The following is a 17,233-nucleotide window of genomic DNA, read 5'->3' as shown; positions in this document are numbered from 1 at the left end:
TACCGCGGGCCACCCGGGGAGCGTCGTTTGAGGCGTACCCCGGAAGGTTCGTCCTCGCAGACCCACCGATGAGTGAGCTGCGAGGAGAGCGACCCCCGATGGCCTATCCGTTGCACGACCCGACCGCCGCCGGTGTCCCGGCGAGCCCGGACCTGCCCGCGGTCGAGCGCCGGGTGCTGGAGCACTGGACGGCCGACAAGACCTTCGAGGCGTCGGTGGAGGCTCGCCCGGCCGGCGACGACGGCAAGAACGAGTACGTCTTCTACGACGGCCCGCCGTTCGCCAACGGCCTGCCGCACTACGGCCACCTCTTCACCGGCTACGTCAAGGACGTGGTGCCGCGCTACCAGACCATGCGCGGCCGGCACGTCGAGCGGCGCTTCGGCTGGGACTGCCACGGCCTGCCCGCCGAGGTGGTGGCCGAGAAGCAGCTCGGCATCACCAGCAAGGCCGAGATCATCGACCTGGGCGTGGCCCGGTTCAACGAGGCCTGCCGCACCTCGGTGCTGGAGTTCACCCAGGACTGGGAGCGGTACATCAACCGGCAGGCCCGCTGGGTCGACTTCGCCAACGACTACAAGACCCTCGACCTGGACTACATGGAAAGCGTCATGTGGGCCTTCAAGACCCTGCACGACAAGGGTCTGATCTACGAGGGCTTCCGGGTGCTGGCCTACTGCTGGCGCTGCGAGACGCCACTGTCGAACACCGAGACCCGGATGGACGACGTCTACCGGGACCGGCACGACCCGACCCTGTCCGTGTGGTTCGGGCTGACCCCCGACGAGTCCGCGCCGGAACTGGTACGCGGGTCGGTCAAGCTGGGCGTCTGGACCACCACGCCGTGGACCCTGCCGTCCAACCTGGCGCTGGCCGTCGGCCCCGACATCGAGTACGCGGTGCTGGAGCGCGAGGGTCAGCGTTACGTGGTGGGCGCGGCGCGGCTGGCCGCGTACGCCAAGGAGCTGGAGGGGTACGAGCAGGTCGGCACGGTGTACGGCCGTGACCTGGTCGGGCGCCGCTACACCCCGCTGTACGACTTCCTCGTCGAGCAGGCCGGGGACAACGCCTACCAGGTGCTCGGCGCGGAGTTCGTCACCACCGAGGACGGCACCGGGATCGTGCACCTGGCCCCGGCCTTCGGTGAGGACGACCAGAACGTCTGCAACGCCGCCGGCATCCCCACCATCGTCACGGTGGACGACCACACCCGGTTGACCGCGTTGGTCCCGCCGTACCAGGGCGAGCAGGTGTTCGACGTCAACAAGCCGGTGATCCGGGAGCTCAAGGAGCGGGGGGTGGTGCTCAAGCAGGACACCTACACCCACTCCTACCCGCACTGCTGGCGCTGCGAGACCCCGCTGGTCTACAAGGCGGTGTCGTCGTGGTTCGTGGCGGTGACCCGTTTCCGGGACCGGATGGTCGAGCTGAACCAGCAGATCAACTGGACGCCGGCGCACATCAAGGACGGCTCGTTCGGCAAGTGGCTGGCCAACGCCCGGGACTGGTCGATCAGCCGGAACCGGTTCTGGGGCTCGCCGATCCCGGTGTGGAAGTCCGACGACCCGAACTACCCGCGCCTGGACGTCTACGGGTCGCTGGCCGACATCGAGCGGGACTTCGGCGTACGCCTGAGCGACCTGCACCGGCCGGCGGTGGACGAGCTGGTCCGCCCCAACCCGGACGACCCGACCGGGCAGTCGATGATGCGTCGGGTGCCGGAGGTGCTGGACTGCTGGTTCGAGTCCGGCTCGATGCCGTTCGCCCAGGTGCACTACCCGTTCGAGAACGCGGACTGGTTCGAGCACCACTACCCGGGCGACTTCATCGTCGAGTACATCGGGCAGACCCGCGGCTGGTTCTACACCATGCACGTGCTGGCCACCGCGCTGTTCGACCGGCCGGCGTTCCGCAACTGCCTGAGCCACGGCATCCTGCTCGGCTCGGACGGGCGCAAGATGTCCAAGAGCCTGCGCAACTACCCGGACGTCTACCACGTCTTCGACGCGTACGGCTCGGACGCGATGCGCTGGATGCTGATGTCCTCGCCGGTGCTGCGCGGCGGTGACATGGCGGTCACCGAGACGCTCATCCGCGACGCCGTCCGGCAGGTGCTGCTGCCGCTGTGGAACGTCTGGTACTTCTTCTCGTTGTACGCCAACGCCGACGGGCACCAGGCGCGGCGCCGCACCGACTCGACGCACCTGCTCGACCGGTACATCCTGGCGAAGACGAACGAGTTGGTGTCGACGGTTCAGGCGCAGATGGAGGCGTACGACATCTCCGGCGCCTGCGCCACCGTCCGGTCCTACCTGGACGCGCTGACCAACTGGTACGTGCGCCGGTCCCGGGACCGGTTCTGGTCCGGTGACGCGAACGCCTTCGACACCCTGTGGACGGTGCTGGAGACGCTCTGCCGGGTGGTGGCGCCGCTGGCGCCGCTGACCGCGGAGGAGATCTGGCGCGGGCTGACCGGGGAGCGCTCGGTGCACCTGACCGACTGGCCGGAGGCGACCGAGTTCCCGGCCGACCACGAGCTGGTCGCCGCGATGGACGCCACCCGGGCGGTCGCCTCGGCGGCGCTGTCGCTGCGCAAGGCGAAGGGGCTGCGGGTGCGGCTGCCGCTGTCGAAGCTGACCGTGGCCTCGCCGGCGGCGGAGCAGCTGCGCCCGTTCGCCGACCTGGTCGCCGACGAGGTCAACGTGAAGGCGGTGGAGTTCAGCGCGGAGCTGTCCGACTACTGCGAGCAGGTGCTGACCGTGGTGCCCCGGGCGCTCGGCCCGCGGGTCGGCAAGCAGGTCCAGCAGGTGATCAAGGCGGTCAAGGCGGGCGACTGGGAACTGGTCGACGGCGCACCGGTGGCCGCGGGTGTCACCCTGGCCGAGGGCGAGTACGAGCTGCGCCTGGTCGCCGCCGACGCCGAGCACTCCGCGCCGCTGCCCGGCGGTGAGGGCGTGGTGGTGCTGGACACCGAGGTCACTCCGGAGCTGGCCGCCGAGGGGCTGGCCCGCGACGTGGTCCGGGTGGTGCAGCAGGCGCGCCGGGACGCCGACCTCGACGTCTCGGACCGGATCGTGGTGTCGGTGTCGGCGTCCGAGGAGGTGCGCGCGGCGGTGGCCGCGTACATCGACTTCGTCGCCGGGGAGGTGCTGGCCGACTCGGTCGACTTCGCCGACGGCCTCGACGGCTTCGCCGGCGAGGTCGGCGAGGGCGACCGGGTGACGGTCGTCGTGCGCAGGGTATGACTGTGTAAGGAAGGGGCCCTTCCTAACGCCTCGTGTAGAGGAAGGGCCCCTTCTTAACCGCAGCATCGCCGGGGCGCGGGCGCCTCGCCACCTCCGTCCGGGGGGTGTGGCGGCGTCCGCTACCGTGACACCGCCTGTTCGCACCTGATCTGCCGGAGGACCAGTGCCCCTGCTCTACACCATCGGCAAGCTCACCGTGGCGCCCACGCTGCGGTTGGCGTTCCGCCCGACCGTGGAGGGGCTGGAACACGTGCCGGACACCGGCGGCGCGGTCTTCGCCGGCAACCATCTCTCGGTGGCCGATGAGCTGTTCCTCGGCACGGTGGTGCCCCGGCACCTGGCCTTCTGGGCGAAGTCGGAGTACTTCAAGGGCACCGGGGTGAAGGGCGCGATCTCCAAGTTCGTCCTCACCGGCCTGGGCGCGATCCCGGTCGAGCGGGCCGGCGGGCGGGCGGCACTGTCCGCGTTCGACGCGGCCATCCCGGCGCTCAAGGGTGGCGATCTGGTGGTGGTCTATCCGGAGGGCACCCGCTCACCGGACGGCAAGCTGTACCGGGGGCGGACCGGCGCGGCCCGGCTGGCGATCTCCGCCGGTGTGCCGATCATCCCGGTCGGCATGATCGGCACGGACAAGGCCCAGCCGATCGGCGCCCGGGTGCCCCGTCCCGGCACCGCCAAGATCACCGTTCGGTTCGGCAAGCCGCTGGACTTCACCGGCCGGCCGGACGACCGCACCTCGCTGCGGCAGATGACCGACGAGCTGATGAGCGAGATCCAGAAGCTCACCGGCCAGGAGTACGTGCCCCGCTACGCCCCGCCGCGCGCCCACCCGGACCCGACCCGCGACGCCTGACGGTCCTCAGCTCTGCTTGGGCTGGACGATCTGGCCGCGCAGGGTGTCCAGCAGGGCCGCGCTGTCGGAGACGGAGAGCCGGGTGAACACCCCGGTGGCGATGCTGCCGTGGTCGACCGAGGTGCAGACCACCACGTCGGTGTCGGCTGACCGGCCGACCGCGCAGCGTTCGTGCCGGCCCCGCACTCCGGTCTTCACCGTCTCGGGGGCGTCCAGCGCGTAGCGCTCGCTGAGCCGGCTGATCTCCGCGTCCGCGTCCGCCTCGGGCGTCAGCCGGATGCCGGTGCCGCCGAAGACCGTCACGCGCTTGCCGTCCGCGGTGGCGTAGACGCCGGCGAAGGTGTCCTCGGCCAGCCAGTGCTCCTGGCGTACCTCGTTCTCCAACTGCCGGGCGGTCTTCGCGCTGCCGTCGTCCTGGCGCAGGCTCAGGTCGGCCACCTGCTCGGGCAGCGCCGCCCGGGCCGGGTACTGCGCCGAGATCGGGAACCCGTAGTAGGCCGGGCAGCCGCAGCAGCAGGCCAGGGTGAGCAGCAGCAGCCACGGCCAGCGGCGTCGCCGGCGGACCGGGACCGGCACGTACCCCTTGGGCGCCTGCCATCCCGGCGGCGGCGTCACCGGTGGTGGCGCGGCGGATCGGCGGCCCCGGCGCTGCTTCGGCGGCGCGGGCGGCGACACCGGCCGGGCCGGCGGCGTGGGACGCGACGGCACGGTGGGCCGGGCGGCCGGCGGCGGCGCGGCGGGTGGCGACAACGGGTGCGACCCGACCGGGGGAGCGGGTGGACCGGACCACTGCCGGGTCGCCGGCGGCGCCGGGTAGGGCAGTGTCGGAGGCAGCGGGGGCAGCTCGACGTGCGACAGCTCCCAGCCGCTGGTGTCCACGCCGGCCCACGGGTCGACCGGGGTCCGATGCTCCGGTGGCTCGTCGGGCAGCGGCGGCGGCGGGGTCGGCTCGGCCGACTCGCCCCAGGCCCGCCGGCGCGGCAGCGGGAGCGGCACCGGCGCGGATCCACTCCACCGGGGCGGCGGGACCGCGTCGGTGGCGGCGGACTCGGCCGCCGTGGCGGGCGATTCGGCTGCGGTGCCGGGCAGGTCGATCGCGGTGGCGGGCAGGTCGGCCGCCGTGGCGGACGGGGATTCGGCCGCGTCGGCGCCGCCGGCCTGCTCGGTCGGCGGATCCGGCTGGTCCGGTGGTTGTGGCCGGTGCGGTGCTTCCGGCTCGTCCGAGGGGTCCGGCTGGTGCGGTGCTTCCGGCTCGTCCGAGGGGTCCGGCTGCTCTGGCGGTACGGATCGGGAGGTCGGCTCGTCGGCGACCGCCGGATCCCGGTCCGGCTCCGTGCCCGGGGTGCTCCCGTCGGCCGGACGGCCTGCTCCCGGCTGGGGCTCCGGCATCGCGGCAATCTCCTCTCGCGCCGGTCCGAGGTTAGTACCGTGCCGCCACCGTCGCCGACCGGGCGTCGTGGCGGGGGCGGCGCTCACCGCCACCGCTGGTCCTCGGGGCGTCGTGGGCGGCGTGCGCGCGGTCATCGCCGGGCGGGCGCGTACCCTTGGGCATCATGAGTGCCCCGTCCACGACGCCGCGCGCGGCCGCGACCAATTCCGTCTGGCCCCGGCTGGAGCCACTGCTCCCGCAGGTCTCGAAGCCCATCCAGTACGTGGGTGGTGAGCTGGGTGCGGTGGTCAAGGACTGGGACGCGGCGACCGTGCGCTGGGCGCTGATGTATCCCGACGCGTACGAGGTGGGCCTGCCCAACCAGGGCGTGCAGATCCTCTACGAGGTGCTCAACGAGCTGCCCGACACCCTCGCCGAGCGGACGTACGCGGTCTGGCCGGACCTGGAGAACCTGATGCGCACGCACGGCGTGCCGCAGTTCACCGTCGACGCGCACCGGCCGGTACGCGACTTCGACGTGTTCGGCATCTCCTTCTCCACCGAGCTGGGCTACACCAACCTGCTCACCGCGATCGACCTGGCCGGTATCCCGATGCTGGCCGCCGACCGCACGGACGCCGACCCGGTGATCGTGGCCGGCGGGCACGCCGCGTTCAACCCGGAGCCGATCGCCGACTTCATCGACGCCGCCGTGCTCGGCGACGGCGAGGAGGCGGTCCTGGAGATCACCGCGATCGTCCGGGAGTGGAAGGCGGAGGGTTCCCCGGGTGGCCGCGACGAGCTGCTGCTGCGGCTGGCCCGCACCGAGAGCGTCTACGTGCCGCGCTTCTACGACGTGGACTACCTCCCCGACGGGCGGATCCAGCGGGTCGTGCCGAACCGGGCGGACGTGCCGTTCCGGGTGCACAAGCGCACGACGATGGACCTGGACGCCTGGCCGTACCCGAAGAAGCCCCTCGTTCCGCTGGCCGAGACGGTGCACGAGCGGTACGCGGTGGAGATTTTCCGGGGCTGCACCCGGGGCTGCCGGTTCTGCCAGGCGGGCATGATCACCCGACCGGTGCGCGAGCGGTCGATCACCACGGTCGGGCAGATGGTGCGCGAGGGGCTGGAGTTCTCCGGCTTCCACGAGGTGGGCCTGCTGTCGCTCTCCTCGGCCGACCACTCCGAGATCGGCGACATGTGCTCGGGCCTGGCCCAGCAGTACGAGGGCACCAACGTCTCGCTGTCGCTGCCGTCGACCCGGGTGGACGCGTTCAACATCGACCTCGCGCAGGAGCTGTCCCGCAACGGGCGGCGTACCGGCCTGACCTTCGCCCCCGAGGGCGGGTCGGAGCGGATCCGCAAGGTCATCAACAAGATGGTGTCGAAGGAAGACCTGATCCGCACCGTGGTGACCGCGTACACCAACGGCTGGCGGCAGGTGAAGCTCTACTTCATGTGCGGCCTGCCCACCGAGACCGACGAGGACGTCCTCGAGATCGCGGACATGGCCCACGAGGTGATCAAGGCCGGTCGGGCCGCCACCGGCTCCAAGGACATCCGCTGCACGGTCTCCATCGGCGGGTTCGTGCCCAAGCCGCACACGCCGTTCCAGTGGGCCCCGATGGAGCGCCCGGAGGTCATCGACCACCGGCTCAAGATCCTCAAGCAGGCGATCAACTCGGACCGCTCGCTGGGCCGGGCGATCGGCTACCGCTACCACGACGGCGAGCCGTCGCTGATCGAGGGGCTGCTCTCCCGGGGTGACCGCCGGGTCGGCTCGGTGATCCGCAGGGTGTGGGAGAACGGCGGCCGGTTCGACGGTTGGAGCGAGCACTTCTCGTACCAGCGCTGGGTGGACGCGGCGGCCGAGACGCTGCCCGCGTTCGGGGTGGACCTCGACTGGTACACCACCCGGCACCGCGACGAGCTGGAGGTCCTGCCCTGGGACCACCTGGACTCGGGCCTGGACAAGGACTGGCTCTGGCAGGACTGGCAGGACTCGCTCAGCGAGTTCGAGCAGGACGACTGCCGGTGGACCCCGTGCTTCGACTGCGGCGTCTGCCCCTCGATGGACACCGAGATCCAGATCGGCCCCACCGGCAAGAAACTCCTGCCCCTGACCCCCGTGAAGGGCCTCAAAACCCCCACCGCCTGACCCGGCCCCACCGGTGCTGAGTTCCGAGGAGCGAGACGATCAGTAAGAAACCACAGCCGGAGGGTGGGCAGGCGCCGGTCGTCCAGCGCGTCCGCATCCGGTACGCCAAGCGCGGGCCGCTGCGGTTCACCTCGCACCGGGACTTCGCCCGGGCCTTCGAGCGGGCGCTGCGCCGGGCCGGCGTGCCGATCGCCTACTCCCAGGGCTTCACCCCGCACCCGAAGATCTCCTACGCCAGCGCCGCACCCACCGGGGTGGCCAGCGAGGCGGAGTACCTGGAGATCGGCCTCCAGGCGCCGGTCGACCCGGAGGCGCTGCGGGCCGCGCTGGACGCCGCGCTCTCACCCGGGCTGGACGTGCTGGACGCCGTGATCGCCGTCGGGGGCAGCCTGCCGGACCGGATCGAGGCGTCGTACTGGCACATCGAGCTGCCCGAGGTCGACCCCGCCGTGCTGCGCGCCGCCGTGGACGCCTTCACCGCCGCCGAGGAGGTGCTGGTCGAGCGGATGACCAAGCAGGGCCGGCGTACCTTCGACGCCCGCACGGCCGTGATGTCGATCGATGTCCTCGCGCCGACGCCGACGCCTTCCGGGGCGCCGGCCGTACCGTGTGCGATACTCGAACTGGTCGTGCGGCAGGTCACCCCGTCCGTACGGCCCGATGACGTCCTTTCCGGCCTCCGCGTGGTGGCCGACCTGGAGCCGCCGGTCTCGCCGAGGGTGACCCGGCTGGCTCAGGGCACGCTGACCGCGCAGGGTGCGATCGTGGATCCGTTGGATGCGGACCGCGACGGGGCAGCCATCGTTGGGCACTGACCGACGGTCAGTGCTCTGGCAGGCAGACTTCGGCGGTCGCGCACCACGCGCGCCCGGCGGAAACACTTTTGCGGCGACCCTGCGTGGCAGCGCTCACCCGCGCCCGGGGCAGCCAGAACTGGAGAACGTCCATGCTCGAGAACGAGCCCGAGGGCGGCGAACGGACCGGTTCACAGCCGGCCGGCGACACCGCTGACCAGAGCACCACCGCCGACGGCGCCGCCGTCGCGAACCCCACCGCCGCCGGGTCGGCCGCGCTGGACCCGGCCGGCGCGGACAGCGCCGAGCCCGCCGCGCCCGCGCGGCGTACCCGGACGACCCGTCGTCGGGCGGCACCACTCAACCAACCGGAGCAGGCCGAGGCCCCGGTCGAGGCGCCCACCGGTGGGGCGGGCGCCGGCGAGTCGCCACAGGCGGAGGTCTTCGCCCCGATCTCCGGCGACCTGGACACCCCACCGAAGACCCCCCGGCGCCGCCGCAAGGCCGCCCCGGTGGAGAAGGCCGCCGAGGAGCCGCTGGTCGCGGCCTCCGCCGAGGAGGCCACGCCCGAGGTGGTCCCCCCGGTCAAGGTGACCCGCACCCGGCGGAAGAAGGCCACGCCGGCCGCTGTCGAGGAGCCTCCCGCCGCCGAAGAGCCCGCCGCTGTCGAGGAGCCGGTCGCCGAGACGCCGGCGGAGTCCGACCTGCGCGAGGCCGAAGCCGAGCTGGACGAGGCGGAGATCGCCGCCGAACCGGCCCGGACCAGCGGCGCGCAGGAGGGCTCCGGCGAGGTGCCGCCGGGCGCGGCCGTGGCCGGTCTGGCCAACGAGCCGATCGAGCCGGCCGAGATCATCGAGCCGGAGCAGCCACGGACCCGCCGCCGGCGGGCGGCGCTCTCCGCGCCCACCGTGCTGTTCATGGCGCCGCAGCCGGACGCCGTGCCGGTGACCCGGCCGGCGGAGCCCGCTCCGTTCGCCGAGGAGCCGGCCGCGGAGGAGGCCGCCGAGCCGTCCCGCCGGCGGCGGCGCGGTCGCCGCGACGCCGAGCCAGTGGAACCGGTCGAGGCGATCGAGGCCGAGGAGGAGCCGACCGAGGAGGCCGACGAGGCCGCCGAGGTGGATGAGGACGACGAGGACAGCGCCGCCGCGCGCCGCCGCCGCCGGCGTGGTCGCCGTGGCCGTGGCCGGGGCAAGGGCGGTGCCGACGACGCCGAGGACGAGGAGTCCGACGAGGCCGCGCAGGCCGAGGAGGAGGAGACCGCCGAGGCCGAGGCCGAGGCCGAGGGCGACGAGGACGAGGAGTCCGAGGGCGGGGACGGGCTGACCCGCCGCCGCCGGCGTCGCCGCCGCCGCGGTGCCGGTGACACCGAGGGTGCCGCCGACGACGGCGTGCCGACCGTGGTCAAGATCCGCGAGCCGCGCCGGACCGTCGACGAGGTGCAGGGCGTGTCGGGCTCGACCCGGCTGGAGGCCAAGCGCCAGCGCCGCCGGGACGGCCGTGAGCAGCGGCGTATCCGGCCGCCGATCCTCAGCGAGTCGGAGTTCCTGGCCCGCCGGGAGGCGGTCGACCGGGTGATGGCCGTGCGTCAGCGCGGTGACCGGACCCAGATCGCCGTCCTGGAGGACGGCGTGCTGGTCGAGCACTACGTCACCCGCAACTCCTCCGGCACCATGGCCGGCAACGTGTACCTGGGCAAGGTGCAGAACGTGCTGCCCAGCATGGAGGCGGCGTTCGTGGACGTCGGCCGGGGCCGCAACGCGGTGCTGTACGCCGGCGAGGTCAACTGGGACACCTCCGGCCTGGAGGGGCGTGCCCGCTCGATCGAGCAGGCGCTGCGTTCCGGCGACTCGGTGCTGGTCCAGGTCACCAAGGACCCGATCGGGCACAAGGGCGCCCGGCTGACCAGCCACATCGCGCTCTCCGGCCGGCACCTGGTCTACGTGCCCAACGGCAACGCCTCCGGGATCAGCCGGAAGCTCCCGGACACCGAGCGCAAGCGGCTCCGCGACGTGCTCAAGAAGCTCCTCCCGGACGGCGCGGGCGTGATCGTCCGGACGGCCGCCGAGGGCGCCAGCGAGGACGAGCTGGCCCGCGACGTCAAGCGCCTCCAGGCCCAGTGGGAGGACATCCAGGCCAAGGCCGCCGAGGGCGGCGCGCCGGTGCTGCTCTACGAGGAGCCCGACCTGGTCATCCGGGTGGTCCGGGACCTCTTCAACGAGGACTTCCGCGAGCTGGTGATCGAGGGCGAGCAGTCGTACGACATTGTCGAGTCGTACCTGTCGCACGTCTCCCCGGACCTGGTCGACCGGGTGCGCCGGCACGTCGGCACGAGTGACGTGTTCTCCGAGTACCGGATCGACGAGCAGATCATCAAGGGCCTGGACCGCAAGGTCTTCCTGCCCTCCGGCGGCTCGCTGGTGATCGACCGTACCGAGGCCATGACGGTCGTCGACGTCAACACCGGCAAGTACACCGGCTCCGGGGGCAACCTGGAGGAGACGGTCACCCGTAACAACCTGGAAGCGGCGGAGGAGATCGTCCGCCAGCTCCGGCTGCGCGACATCGGCGGCATCGTGGTGATCGACTTCATCGACATGGTGCTGGAGTCGAACCGTGAGCTGGTGCTGCGCCGGCTCACCGAGTGCCTGGGCCGGGACCGCACCAAGCACCAGGTCACCGAGATCACCTCGCTCGGCCTGGTGCAGATGACCCGCAAGCGGATCGGCGCGGGCCTGCTTGAGGCGTTCAGCGAGACCTGCGAGTGCTGCAAGGGTCGAGGCGTCATCATCCACACCGAGCCGGTGCCGGAGAAGCCACGCGCCAACGGGGCGGGGGAGAAGGTCAAGGCGGTCGCCTCGTCGGTCGCCGCCGCCCCGCCCGCCGAGCAGGGCAGCGCGTCGTCCCGCCGTCGGGCGCGCAAGAGTGCCTCGGCCGAGAAGGCGGTGGCCGAGGTCGTCGACAGCGACACCGGCACCGAGCCGGACGCCGACTACGTGGACACCATGGGCTACGACCTGTCCCGCTACGAGGCGGACACCGCAGCCGCGCCGGCGGTCTCCGACAGCCAGCGGGGCGAGTCCGCCCGGCTGGCCGCCGCGGACGACCCGGACGCGCTCGCCGACGGCGACGCCGACGAGGAGAGCACCGAGGGTGGCGCGGGCCGGCGTCGTTCCCGCCGGGGTGGCGCCCGCCGACGGACCCGCCCCTGAGCAGCTGACCGGCCGGTCTGACCGGCCCGGTGTTTGATGAGGTCCCTTCCCCGGCAAAGTGACGGGGGAGGGACCTCGCCGTCCCGCCACCCCGGTCCGCGATCGGCCACCCCCGGTCAGGAGAAGAAGATGCGTCGTCTGCTCGCCGTCACTGTGCTGGTCGCCGCGCTCTCCGCCGGGGCGGGTTGCTCCACCGACCGGCCCGGCGAAGGCCCGACCGGCACGGCCACCGGGGGTTCCGGCCCGACGGCGGGGCCCGGGGACGGGTCGGCCGGTACACCAGCGGGGTCGACCGGCACGCCGGTGGGTGGCAGCGCCGCGCAGGTCTGCGCCGTCGCGCAGCAGGCCGGCGTCACCGCGCTCGAGACGTACGTGGCGGAGGTGGGCCAGATGCTCGCCGCGGTGGGCGCCGGGGACACCACCGCCGCCGAGGCGGCCCGCGAGCGGGCCGAGGCCGCGCTGGCCGGCTGGCGGACCGCGCTGCGGGAGCAGTCGGCCCGGGCCACCGACCCGCAGCTCAAGACGCTGCTCACCGACATCAGCACCGAGGTCGCCGCGCTCGGCGCGGACGTCGATTCGATCGACGAGACCGAGCTGGATCGGCTCCAGCAGCGCCTCGACCAGCTCTGCCCGCGCTGACCAGGGCGGGCCGGTTTGGGGTCCGGGCCTGCGATGGCGTACTCTTGCCTGCGGCGCACTTTTGGTGTGCCGAGTTCCCGTGTGCCCGCGCCGCCGTGCACTGCTACCCGGCGAGCCGCCGCGGGGACGACCGCCAGCAGCCTCAACGACAGGGAGTCCGCCTCCGATGTACGCGATCGTCAAGACCGGCGGCAAGCAGTACAAGGTCGCCGAGGGCGACGTGATCGAGGTCGAGAAGCTCACCGGTGCTCCCGGTGACGCGGTGAAGCTCACCGCGGTGCTCCTCGTCGACGGTGACGACCTGGTGACCGACGCGGCGAAGCTTGCCGAGGTCGCGGTGTCCGGCGAGATTGCCGCGCACACCAAGGGCCCGAAGATCAAGATCCACAAGTTCAAGAACAAGACTGGCTACCACAAGCGCCAGGGTCACCGCCAGCCGCTGACCCAGGTCAAGGTGACCGGCATCTCCAGCGGGAAGTAGGTCGTCCTCCAATGGCTCACAAAAAGGGTGCGTCCAGCTCGCGTAACGGTCGTGATTCCGCGGCCCAGCGACTCGGCGTGAAGCGCTTCGGTGGTCAGGTTGTCAGCGCCGGTGAGATCCTCATCCGGCAGCGCGGCACCAAGTTCCACCCCGGTGACCTGGTCGGCCGTGGCGGCGACGACACGCTGTTCGCGCTGTCCGCCGGTGCGGTCCTGTTCGGCACCAAGCGCGGTCGCAAGACCGTCAGCATCGTTCCGCAGCAGTAGCTCTCAAGCTTTGCGGGCCGCGGACCTCCGGGTCCCGGCCCGCTTCGCTTTTTTCGCAGTGCGGGGTCGAACCTCGCTGGAAGGATTGACGCCGTGGCGACGTTCGTTGACCGGGTCGTGCTGCATTTGCAGGCCGGCGATGGCGGGCACGGTTGTGCCTCGATCCACCGCGAGAAGTTCAAGCCCTTCGGCGGGCCGGACGGCGGCAACGGCGGGCACGGCGGCAGCGTGTCCCTGGTGGTCGACCCGCAGGTGACCACGCTGCTCGACTTCCACTTCCGCCCGCACGTCAAGGCCGACAGCGGCAAGGGTGGCGCGGGGTCGAACCGGGACGGGGCCAACGGCCACGAACTGGTGCTCAAGGTGCCCAACGGCACCGTGGTGCAGACCCTCGACGGCACCGTGCTGGCCGACATGGTCGGCGCCGGCACCACCTTCGAGGTGGCCCGCGGCGGGCGTGGCGGGCGAGGTAACGCCTCGCTGGCCAACGCCAAGCGCAAGGCTCCCGGCTTCGCCGAGCTGGGTGAGCCCGGCGACCACCTCGACGTGGTGCTGGAGCTCAAGAGCGTCGCCGATGTGGGCCTGGTGGGCTTCCCGTCGGCCGGCAAGTCGTCGCTGATCTCGGTGATCTCCGCCGCGAAGCCGAAGATCGCTGACTACCCGTTCACCACCCTGGTGCCCAACCTCGGCGTGGTCCGGGTGGACAACCACACCTTCACCGTCGCCGACGTGCCGGGCCTGATCCCCGGCGCGGCCACCGGCAAGGGGCTGGGCCTGGAGTTCCTGCGGCACATCGAGCGCTGCGCAGTGCTGGTGCACGTCATCGACTCGGCGACGCTGGAGCCGGGCCGCGACCCGGTCGCCGACATCGAGACCATCGAGGCCGAGCTGAACGAGTACGGCGGGCTGGCCGACCGGCCGCGACTGGTGGCCGTGAACAAGGTCGACGTGCCGGACGGCCGCGACCTCGCCGAGATCGTGCGCCCCGACCTGGAGGAGCGCGGTTACCGGGTGTTCGAGGTCTCCGCGGCCACCCGGGAGGGGCTCAAGGAGCTCACCTACGCGATGGCCGAGCTGGTCGACGCGCAGCGCAAGGCCGCGCCGCCGGCCGAGCCGACCCGGATCGTGATCCGGCCGACGGCCGTGGACGACGAGGGCTTCACCATCACGGCCGAGACCGACGGCTCGTTCACGGTCCGGGGCGTCCGGCCGGAGCGGTGGGTCAAGCAGACCAACTTCGACAACGACGAGGCGATCGGCTACCTGGCCGACCGGCTGGCCCGGCTCGGGGTCGAGGACAAGCTGGCCAAGGCCGGCGCGCAGCCCGGCGACCTGGTCCGGATCGGTGAGCGCGAGTTCGACTGGCAGCCGACGCTCTACGCCGGCGTGGAGTTCACGCCCGGCAACCGGGGCACCGACGTCCGGCTGGAGGCGAGGTCGAACCGGGCGCGTGCGGCCGAGCGGCTCGCCGCCCGCAAGGCCCGCCGGGTGCGTTCCGGGGACGAGGTGGGCGCCGACGCGTCCGACGACATCGTCGACATCGACGACGAGGACGGCGCCGAATAGCCCGTTGCGCTCCGTGATCGGGTTGATTGCCGGAAACCTCCGCGAAATCCACCCCGCCTAGCGTGGGGTGATGCTGACCGAAGCTCGGCCCGCCATCGATCCGGAGATCGCCGCACTGGTCACCGCGCAGCAGCGGGAGCTGCGCGAGGCCGACGGCGGGTTGGACGGGCAGGTCACCGTCACCCACGACGACATCCGCTACCTCGCCGTGGTGGTGAACGGCCGGGCGGTCGCCTGCGGCGGGCTCCAGTCGATCGACGCCGCCACCGGCGAGGTGAAGCGGATGTACGTCCGGCCGGCGTCCCGGGGTCGGGGCATCGCCCGCCAGCTGCTGGCCGCGCTGGAGGAGCTGGCGTTCCGGCAGGGGCACTCGGTGGTCTGCCTGGAGACCGGCACCTACCTGCCGGCCGCGATCGGGCTCTACACCTCGTGCGGCTACGACCGGATCCCGGCGTACGGCGAGTACGTGCACAACCCGTACAGCGTCTGTTTCGCCAAGCGGCTGCCGGTCGCGGCCTGACGGCCCCGTGCCGCGGTGCCGGCGCTCAGGCGCCGGTGCTGGCGTGCGCGACGGTGACCGGCTTCGACTCCGGCGAGGCGTGCTGGCGCAGGACGATGCTCAGCACGATCAGGGCGCCGACCGCGAGGAACTCGCTCTGCCAGTTCTGCATGGACTGGAACCAGAAGTCGCTGGTGCCGAGGAAGTCCCACACCCCGATCGGCGGTGCGCCACTCTGCAACGCCTGCTCCTGGTTGTACGCGGCGGTGCCACCGAGCAGGTGGCCGACGAACGAGCCGGCGAAGATCAGCAGCAGCGCGATGGAGAGGCTGTTGCGGTAGACGACCAGCGGCAGTCCGCCGACGCGCACCGGCCAGGGTGACTGCGGGGTGGCCCGGCGCTCGTCGTCCTCCGGCCGGTCGGTCTGGTCCACCGGCTTCGACTCGGCCGACCCCCGCTGCACCAGGTGGGCGGTGAGCAGCACGTACCCGCCCATCTGGAGGAACTCCGACTCCCAGTTCTCGAAGACCGCCTCCGCGAAGTGCCCACTGGTCAGGTAGGCCGGCCAGCTCAGCGGCGTCGCGCCGAACTCGGTCAGCTCCTCGTTGTGGGTCTGCCAGCCGAAGACGCTCTGCAGCACCAGGAAGACCAGGAACGCGCCGAGCATGGCGACGGTCAGGGCGTTGTCGCGCAGCCAACGGGGCATGTCACACCTCTTTCGCGAATCACCCCCGGGATACCCCTGCCGGGATGACCGCCAAACCGCTCAAGCGCCAGTTCAGGGCCGGTCGATCGGCGTGTCGAGACGTCCGCCGGTGCCAACCTGGTTGGAGAGCAGCAACCCGAGCGTGAGCATGCCGAAGCCGAGCGCGAGGTGCAGCCAGTTGTCGGCGGCGTTGACCGGCAGGATGTTCACCCCGCCGTCCTCGTCGATCGCCTCGACCGCCAGGCCGTACAGCCAGAGGGCGAGGTAGATCGCACCGCCTCCGGCCAGGAAGAGCCGGGCGCCGCCGATGCTGCGGGCCAGCGCCAGGCCGACCAGCCCGAACAGCAGGTGTACGGCGTTGTGCAGGATCGAGATCTGGAACAGCCCGAGCAGCCGGGCGTCCGAGTGGTGGCTGGCGAACCGCAGCTCGCCGTAGTCGGTGGTGATGCCGGGGATGAAGCCGAGGATGCCGATCAGCAGGAAGACGCCGGCCACGATCAGTGCCGCCGTCTGCACCCGAGGCCGGGGGCCGGTTGGTCGGCCCCCTCGCGCGTCTCGTGCCATCGCTGCCCCCTCCGTGGATCTGCCGGCCTCGCGAACCTCACTGTCCGCAGCGGCGACGTGACGCAGCCCGACGATCCTCCATTTTGAAGTCGATCCCGCCGGCCGCGCAGAGAAATGCACGAAGAGGCATGGAAGCCGGAACGCAGGGTAGGTGAATCGTCAGCGGCCGCGGCAGCGCGGTCGCATCCCCCCAGCACAACCGCGACGACTTTCCGAGCGGAAGGGAAATCATGACTTACGATCTGTCACCCACGTCTTCCACGTACGGGCAGGAGTCGACCAACGGCGGAGGCGTCCGCGACCAGGCCCGCCAGGTTGGATCCGAGGCCGCGCACGCCGGTGGCGCGGTCGCGCAGACCGCGAAGGAGCAGGGCACCGAGGTCGGCCGTGAGGCGGCCCGGCAGGCCCGCAACCTCTACGGCGAGGCGCGCAACCAGCTCGCCAGCCAGACCGGCGAGCAGCAGCGCCGCGCGGCCGGTGGGCTGCGTTCGTTCGCCGACGAGATGCGCTCGATGGCCGAGCAGGGTGGCCAGGCCGGCCCGGTGAGCGAGCTGGCCCGCCAGGCCGCCGACCGGGTGCACGGCGTGGCCGGCTGGCTCGAGGAGCGCGAGCCCGGCGACCTGATCACCGAGGTACGCGACTACGCGCGGCGCAACCCGGGCACCTTCCTGGTCGGCGCGGCGGTGCTCGGCGTGCTGGCCGGTCGCCTGACCCGCAGCATCTCCGCCGCCGGCGACGACTCCGGCAACGGCTCGACGGGTCACCGCGGCGCCGGCGCGTACGACCCGGAGCAGACCGCGGTGATCCCGACGCCGCCGGCGCCCCGCACGGTGCCGGACGCCGTTCCGCAGGGCGGCTACCTCGACCCGACCCCCGGCGCC

The 17,233-nt window shown here is 72.2% G+C and carries 14 protein-coding genes; 11 read left to right on the top strand and 3 right to left on the bottom strand.

Annotation, left to right across the window (positions count from 1 at the left end; all coding sequences use genetic code 11):
* Positions 1–98 precede the first annotated feature (98 nt).
* Positions 99–3,245 carry an isoleucine--tRNA ligase gene (ileS, locus tag ACWD5O_RS23170; RefSeq protein ID WP_450086524.1) on the top strand — a complete coding sequence of 1,049 codons (3,147 nt, stop codon included), beginning with the start codon at positions 99–101 and terminating at the stop codon, positions 3,243–3,245.
* A 163-nt stretch (positions 3,246–3,408) separates the two neighbouring features.
* The gene (locus ACWD5O_RS23165; protein WP_354965632.1) at positions 3,409–4,098 is read left to right on the top strand and encodes a lysophospholipid acyltransferase family protein; all 690 of its coding nucleotides are present in this window, start codon (positions 3,409–3,411) and stop codon (positions 4,096–4,098) included.
* 6 nt (positions 4,099–4,104) lie between these two features.
* Here ACWD5O_RS23165 and ACWD5O_RS23160 read toward each other — a convergent pair whose 3' ends face one another.
* Complete coding sequence (locus ACWD5O_RS23160) at positions 4,105–5,487, bottom strand: hypothetical protein (RefSeq protein WP_450086523.1); 1,383 nt, start codon at positions 5,485–5,487, stop codon at positions 4,105–4,107.
* 164 nt (positions 5,488–5,651) lie between these two features.
* Here ACWD5O_RS23160 and ACWD5O_RS23155 point away from each other — a divergent pair, with 164 nt between their 5' ends.
* The 8 genes from ACWD5O_RS23155 to ACWD5O_RS23120 all read left to right on the top strand — a co-directional run bounded on the left by ACWD5O_RS23155 (position 5,652) and on the right by ACWD5O_RS23120 (position 15,103).
* Entirely contained in the window at positions 5,652–7,628 is a 1,977-nt protein-coding gene (locus ACWD5O_RS23155) for a TIGR03960 family B12-binding radical SAM protein (protein WP_450086522.1), read from the top strand.
* A 95-nt stretch (positions 7,629–7,723) separates the two neighbouring features.
* Positions 7,724–8,443, top strand: a complete 720-nt coding sequence (locus ACWD5O_RS23150) for a TIGR03936 family radical SAM-associated protein (protein WP_450086537.1) — start codon at positions 7,724–7,726, stop codon at positions 8,441–8,443.
* Positions 8,444–8,574: 131 nt separating this feature from the next.
* Positions 8,575–11,631 carry an Rne/Rng family ribonuclease gene (locus ACWD5O_RS23145; protein ID WP_450086521.1) on the top strand — a complete coding sequence of 1,019 codons (3,057 nt, stop codon included), beginning with the start codon at positions 8,575–8,577 and terminating at the stop codon, positions 11,629–11,631.
* A 129-nt stretch (positions 11,632–11,760) separates the two neighbouring features.
* The gene (locus ACWD5O_RS23140) at positions 11,761–12,270 is read left to right on the top strand and encodes a hypothetical protein (protein WP_450086520.1); all 510 of its coding nucleotides are present in this window, start codon (positions 11,761–11,763) and stop codon (positions 12,268–12,270) included.
* 166 nt (positions 12,271–12,436) lie between these two features.
* Entirely contained in the window at positions 12,437–12,751 is a 315-nt protein-coding gene (gene rplU, locus ACWD5O_RS23135) for a 50S ribosomal protein L21 (protein ID WP_074313742.1), read from the top strand.
* A gap of 11 nt (positions 12,752–12,762) precedes the next feature.
* Positions 12,763–13,017, top strand: a complete 255-nt coding sequence (gene rpmA, locus ACWD5O_RS23130; protein WP_074313740.1) for a 50S ribosomal protein L27 — start codon at positions 12,763–12,765, stop codon at positions 13,015–13,017.
* Positions 13,018–13,110: 93 nt separating this feature from the next.
* On the top strand, positions 13,111–14,583 hold the full coding sequence (obgE, locus tag ACWD5O_RS23125) for a GTPase ObgE (protein WP_450086519.1): 1,473 nt from the start codon (positions 13,111–13,113) through the stop codon (positions 14,581–14,583).
* A gap of 70 nt (positions 14,584–14,653) precedes the next feature.
* Positions 14,654–15,103: a GNAT family N-acetyltransferase gene (locus tag ACWD5O_RS23120; RefSeq protein WP_450086518.1), complete on the top strand. Its 450-nt coding sequence runs from the start codon at positions 14,654–14,656 to the stop codon at positions 15,101–15,103.
* A gap of 25 nt (positions 15,104–15,128) precedes the next feature.
* Here ACWD5O_RS23120 and ACWD5O_RS23115 read toward each other — a convergent pair whose 3' ends face one another.
* Both ACWD5O_RS23115 and ACWD5O_RS23110 read right to left on the bottom strand, forming a co-directional pair.
* Positions 15,129–15,788 (bottom strand): DUF6766 family protein, encoded by a 660-nt coding sequence (locus ACWD5O_RS23115; RefSeq protein ID WP_450086517.1) that lies wholly within the window; start codon positions 15,786–15,788, stop codon positions 15,129–15,131.
* Positions 15,789–15,860: 72 nt separating this feature from the next.
* Entirely contained in the window at positions 15,861–16,352 is a 492-nt protein-coding gene (locus ACWD5O_RS23110) for a DUF4383 domain-containing protein (protein ID WP_354965624.1), read from the bottom strand.
* 230 nt (positions 16,353–16,582) lie between these two features.
* Between ACWD5O_RS23110 and ACWD5O_RS23105 the strand changes: the two genes are divergently transcribed.
* Positions 16,583–17,233 (top strand): hypothetical protein (locus ACWD5O_RS23105; protein WP_450086516.1); only part of this gene is annotated, 651 nt, incomplete at its 3' end.

The organism is Micromonospora sp. NPDC005161, assembly GCF_053599855.1.
Note: the sequence above shows the minus strand (reverse complement) of the source record. Positions and strands in the feature narration are given on the sequence as shown.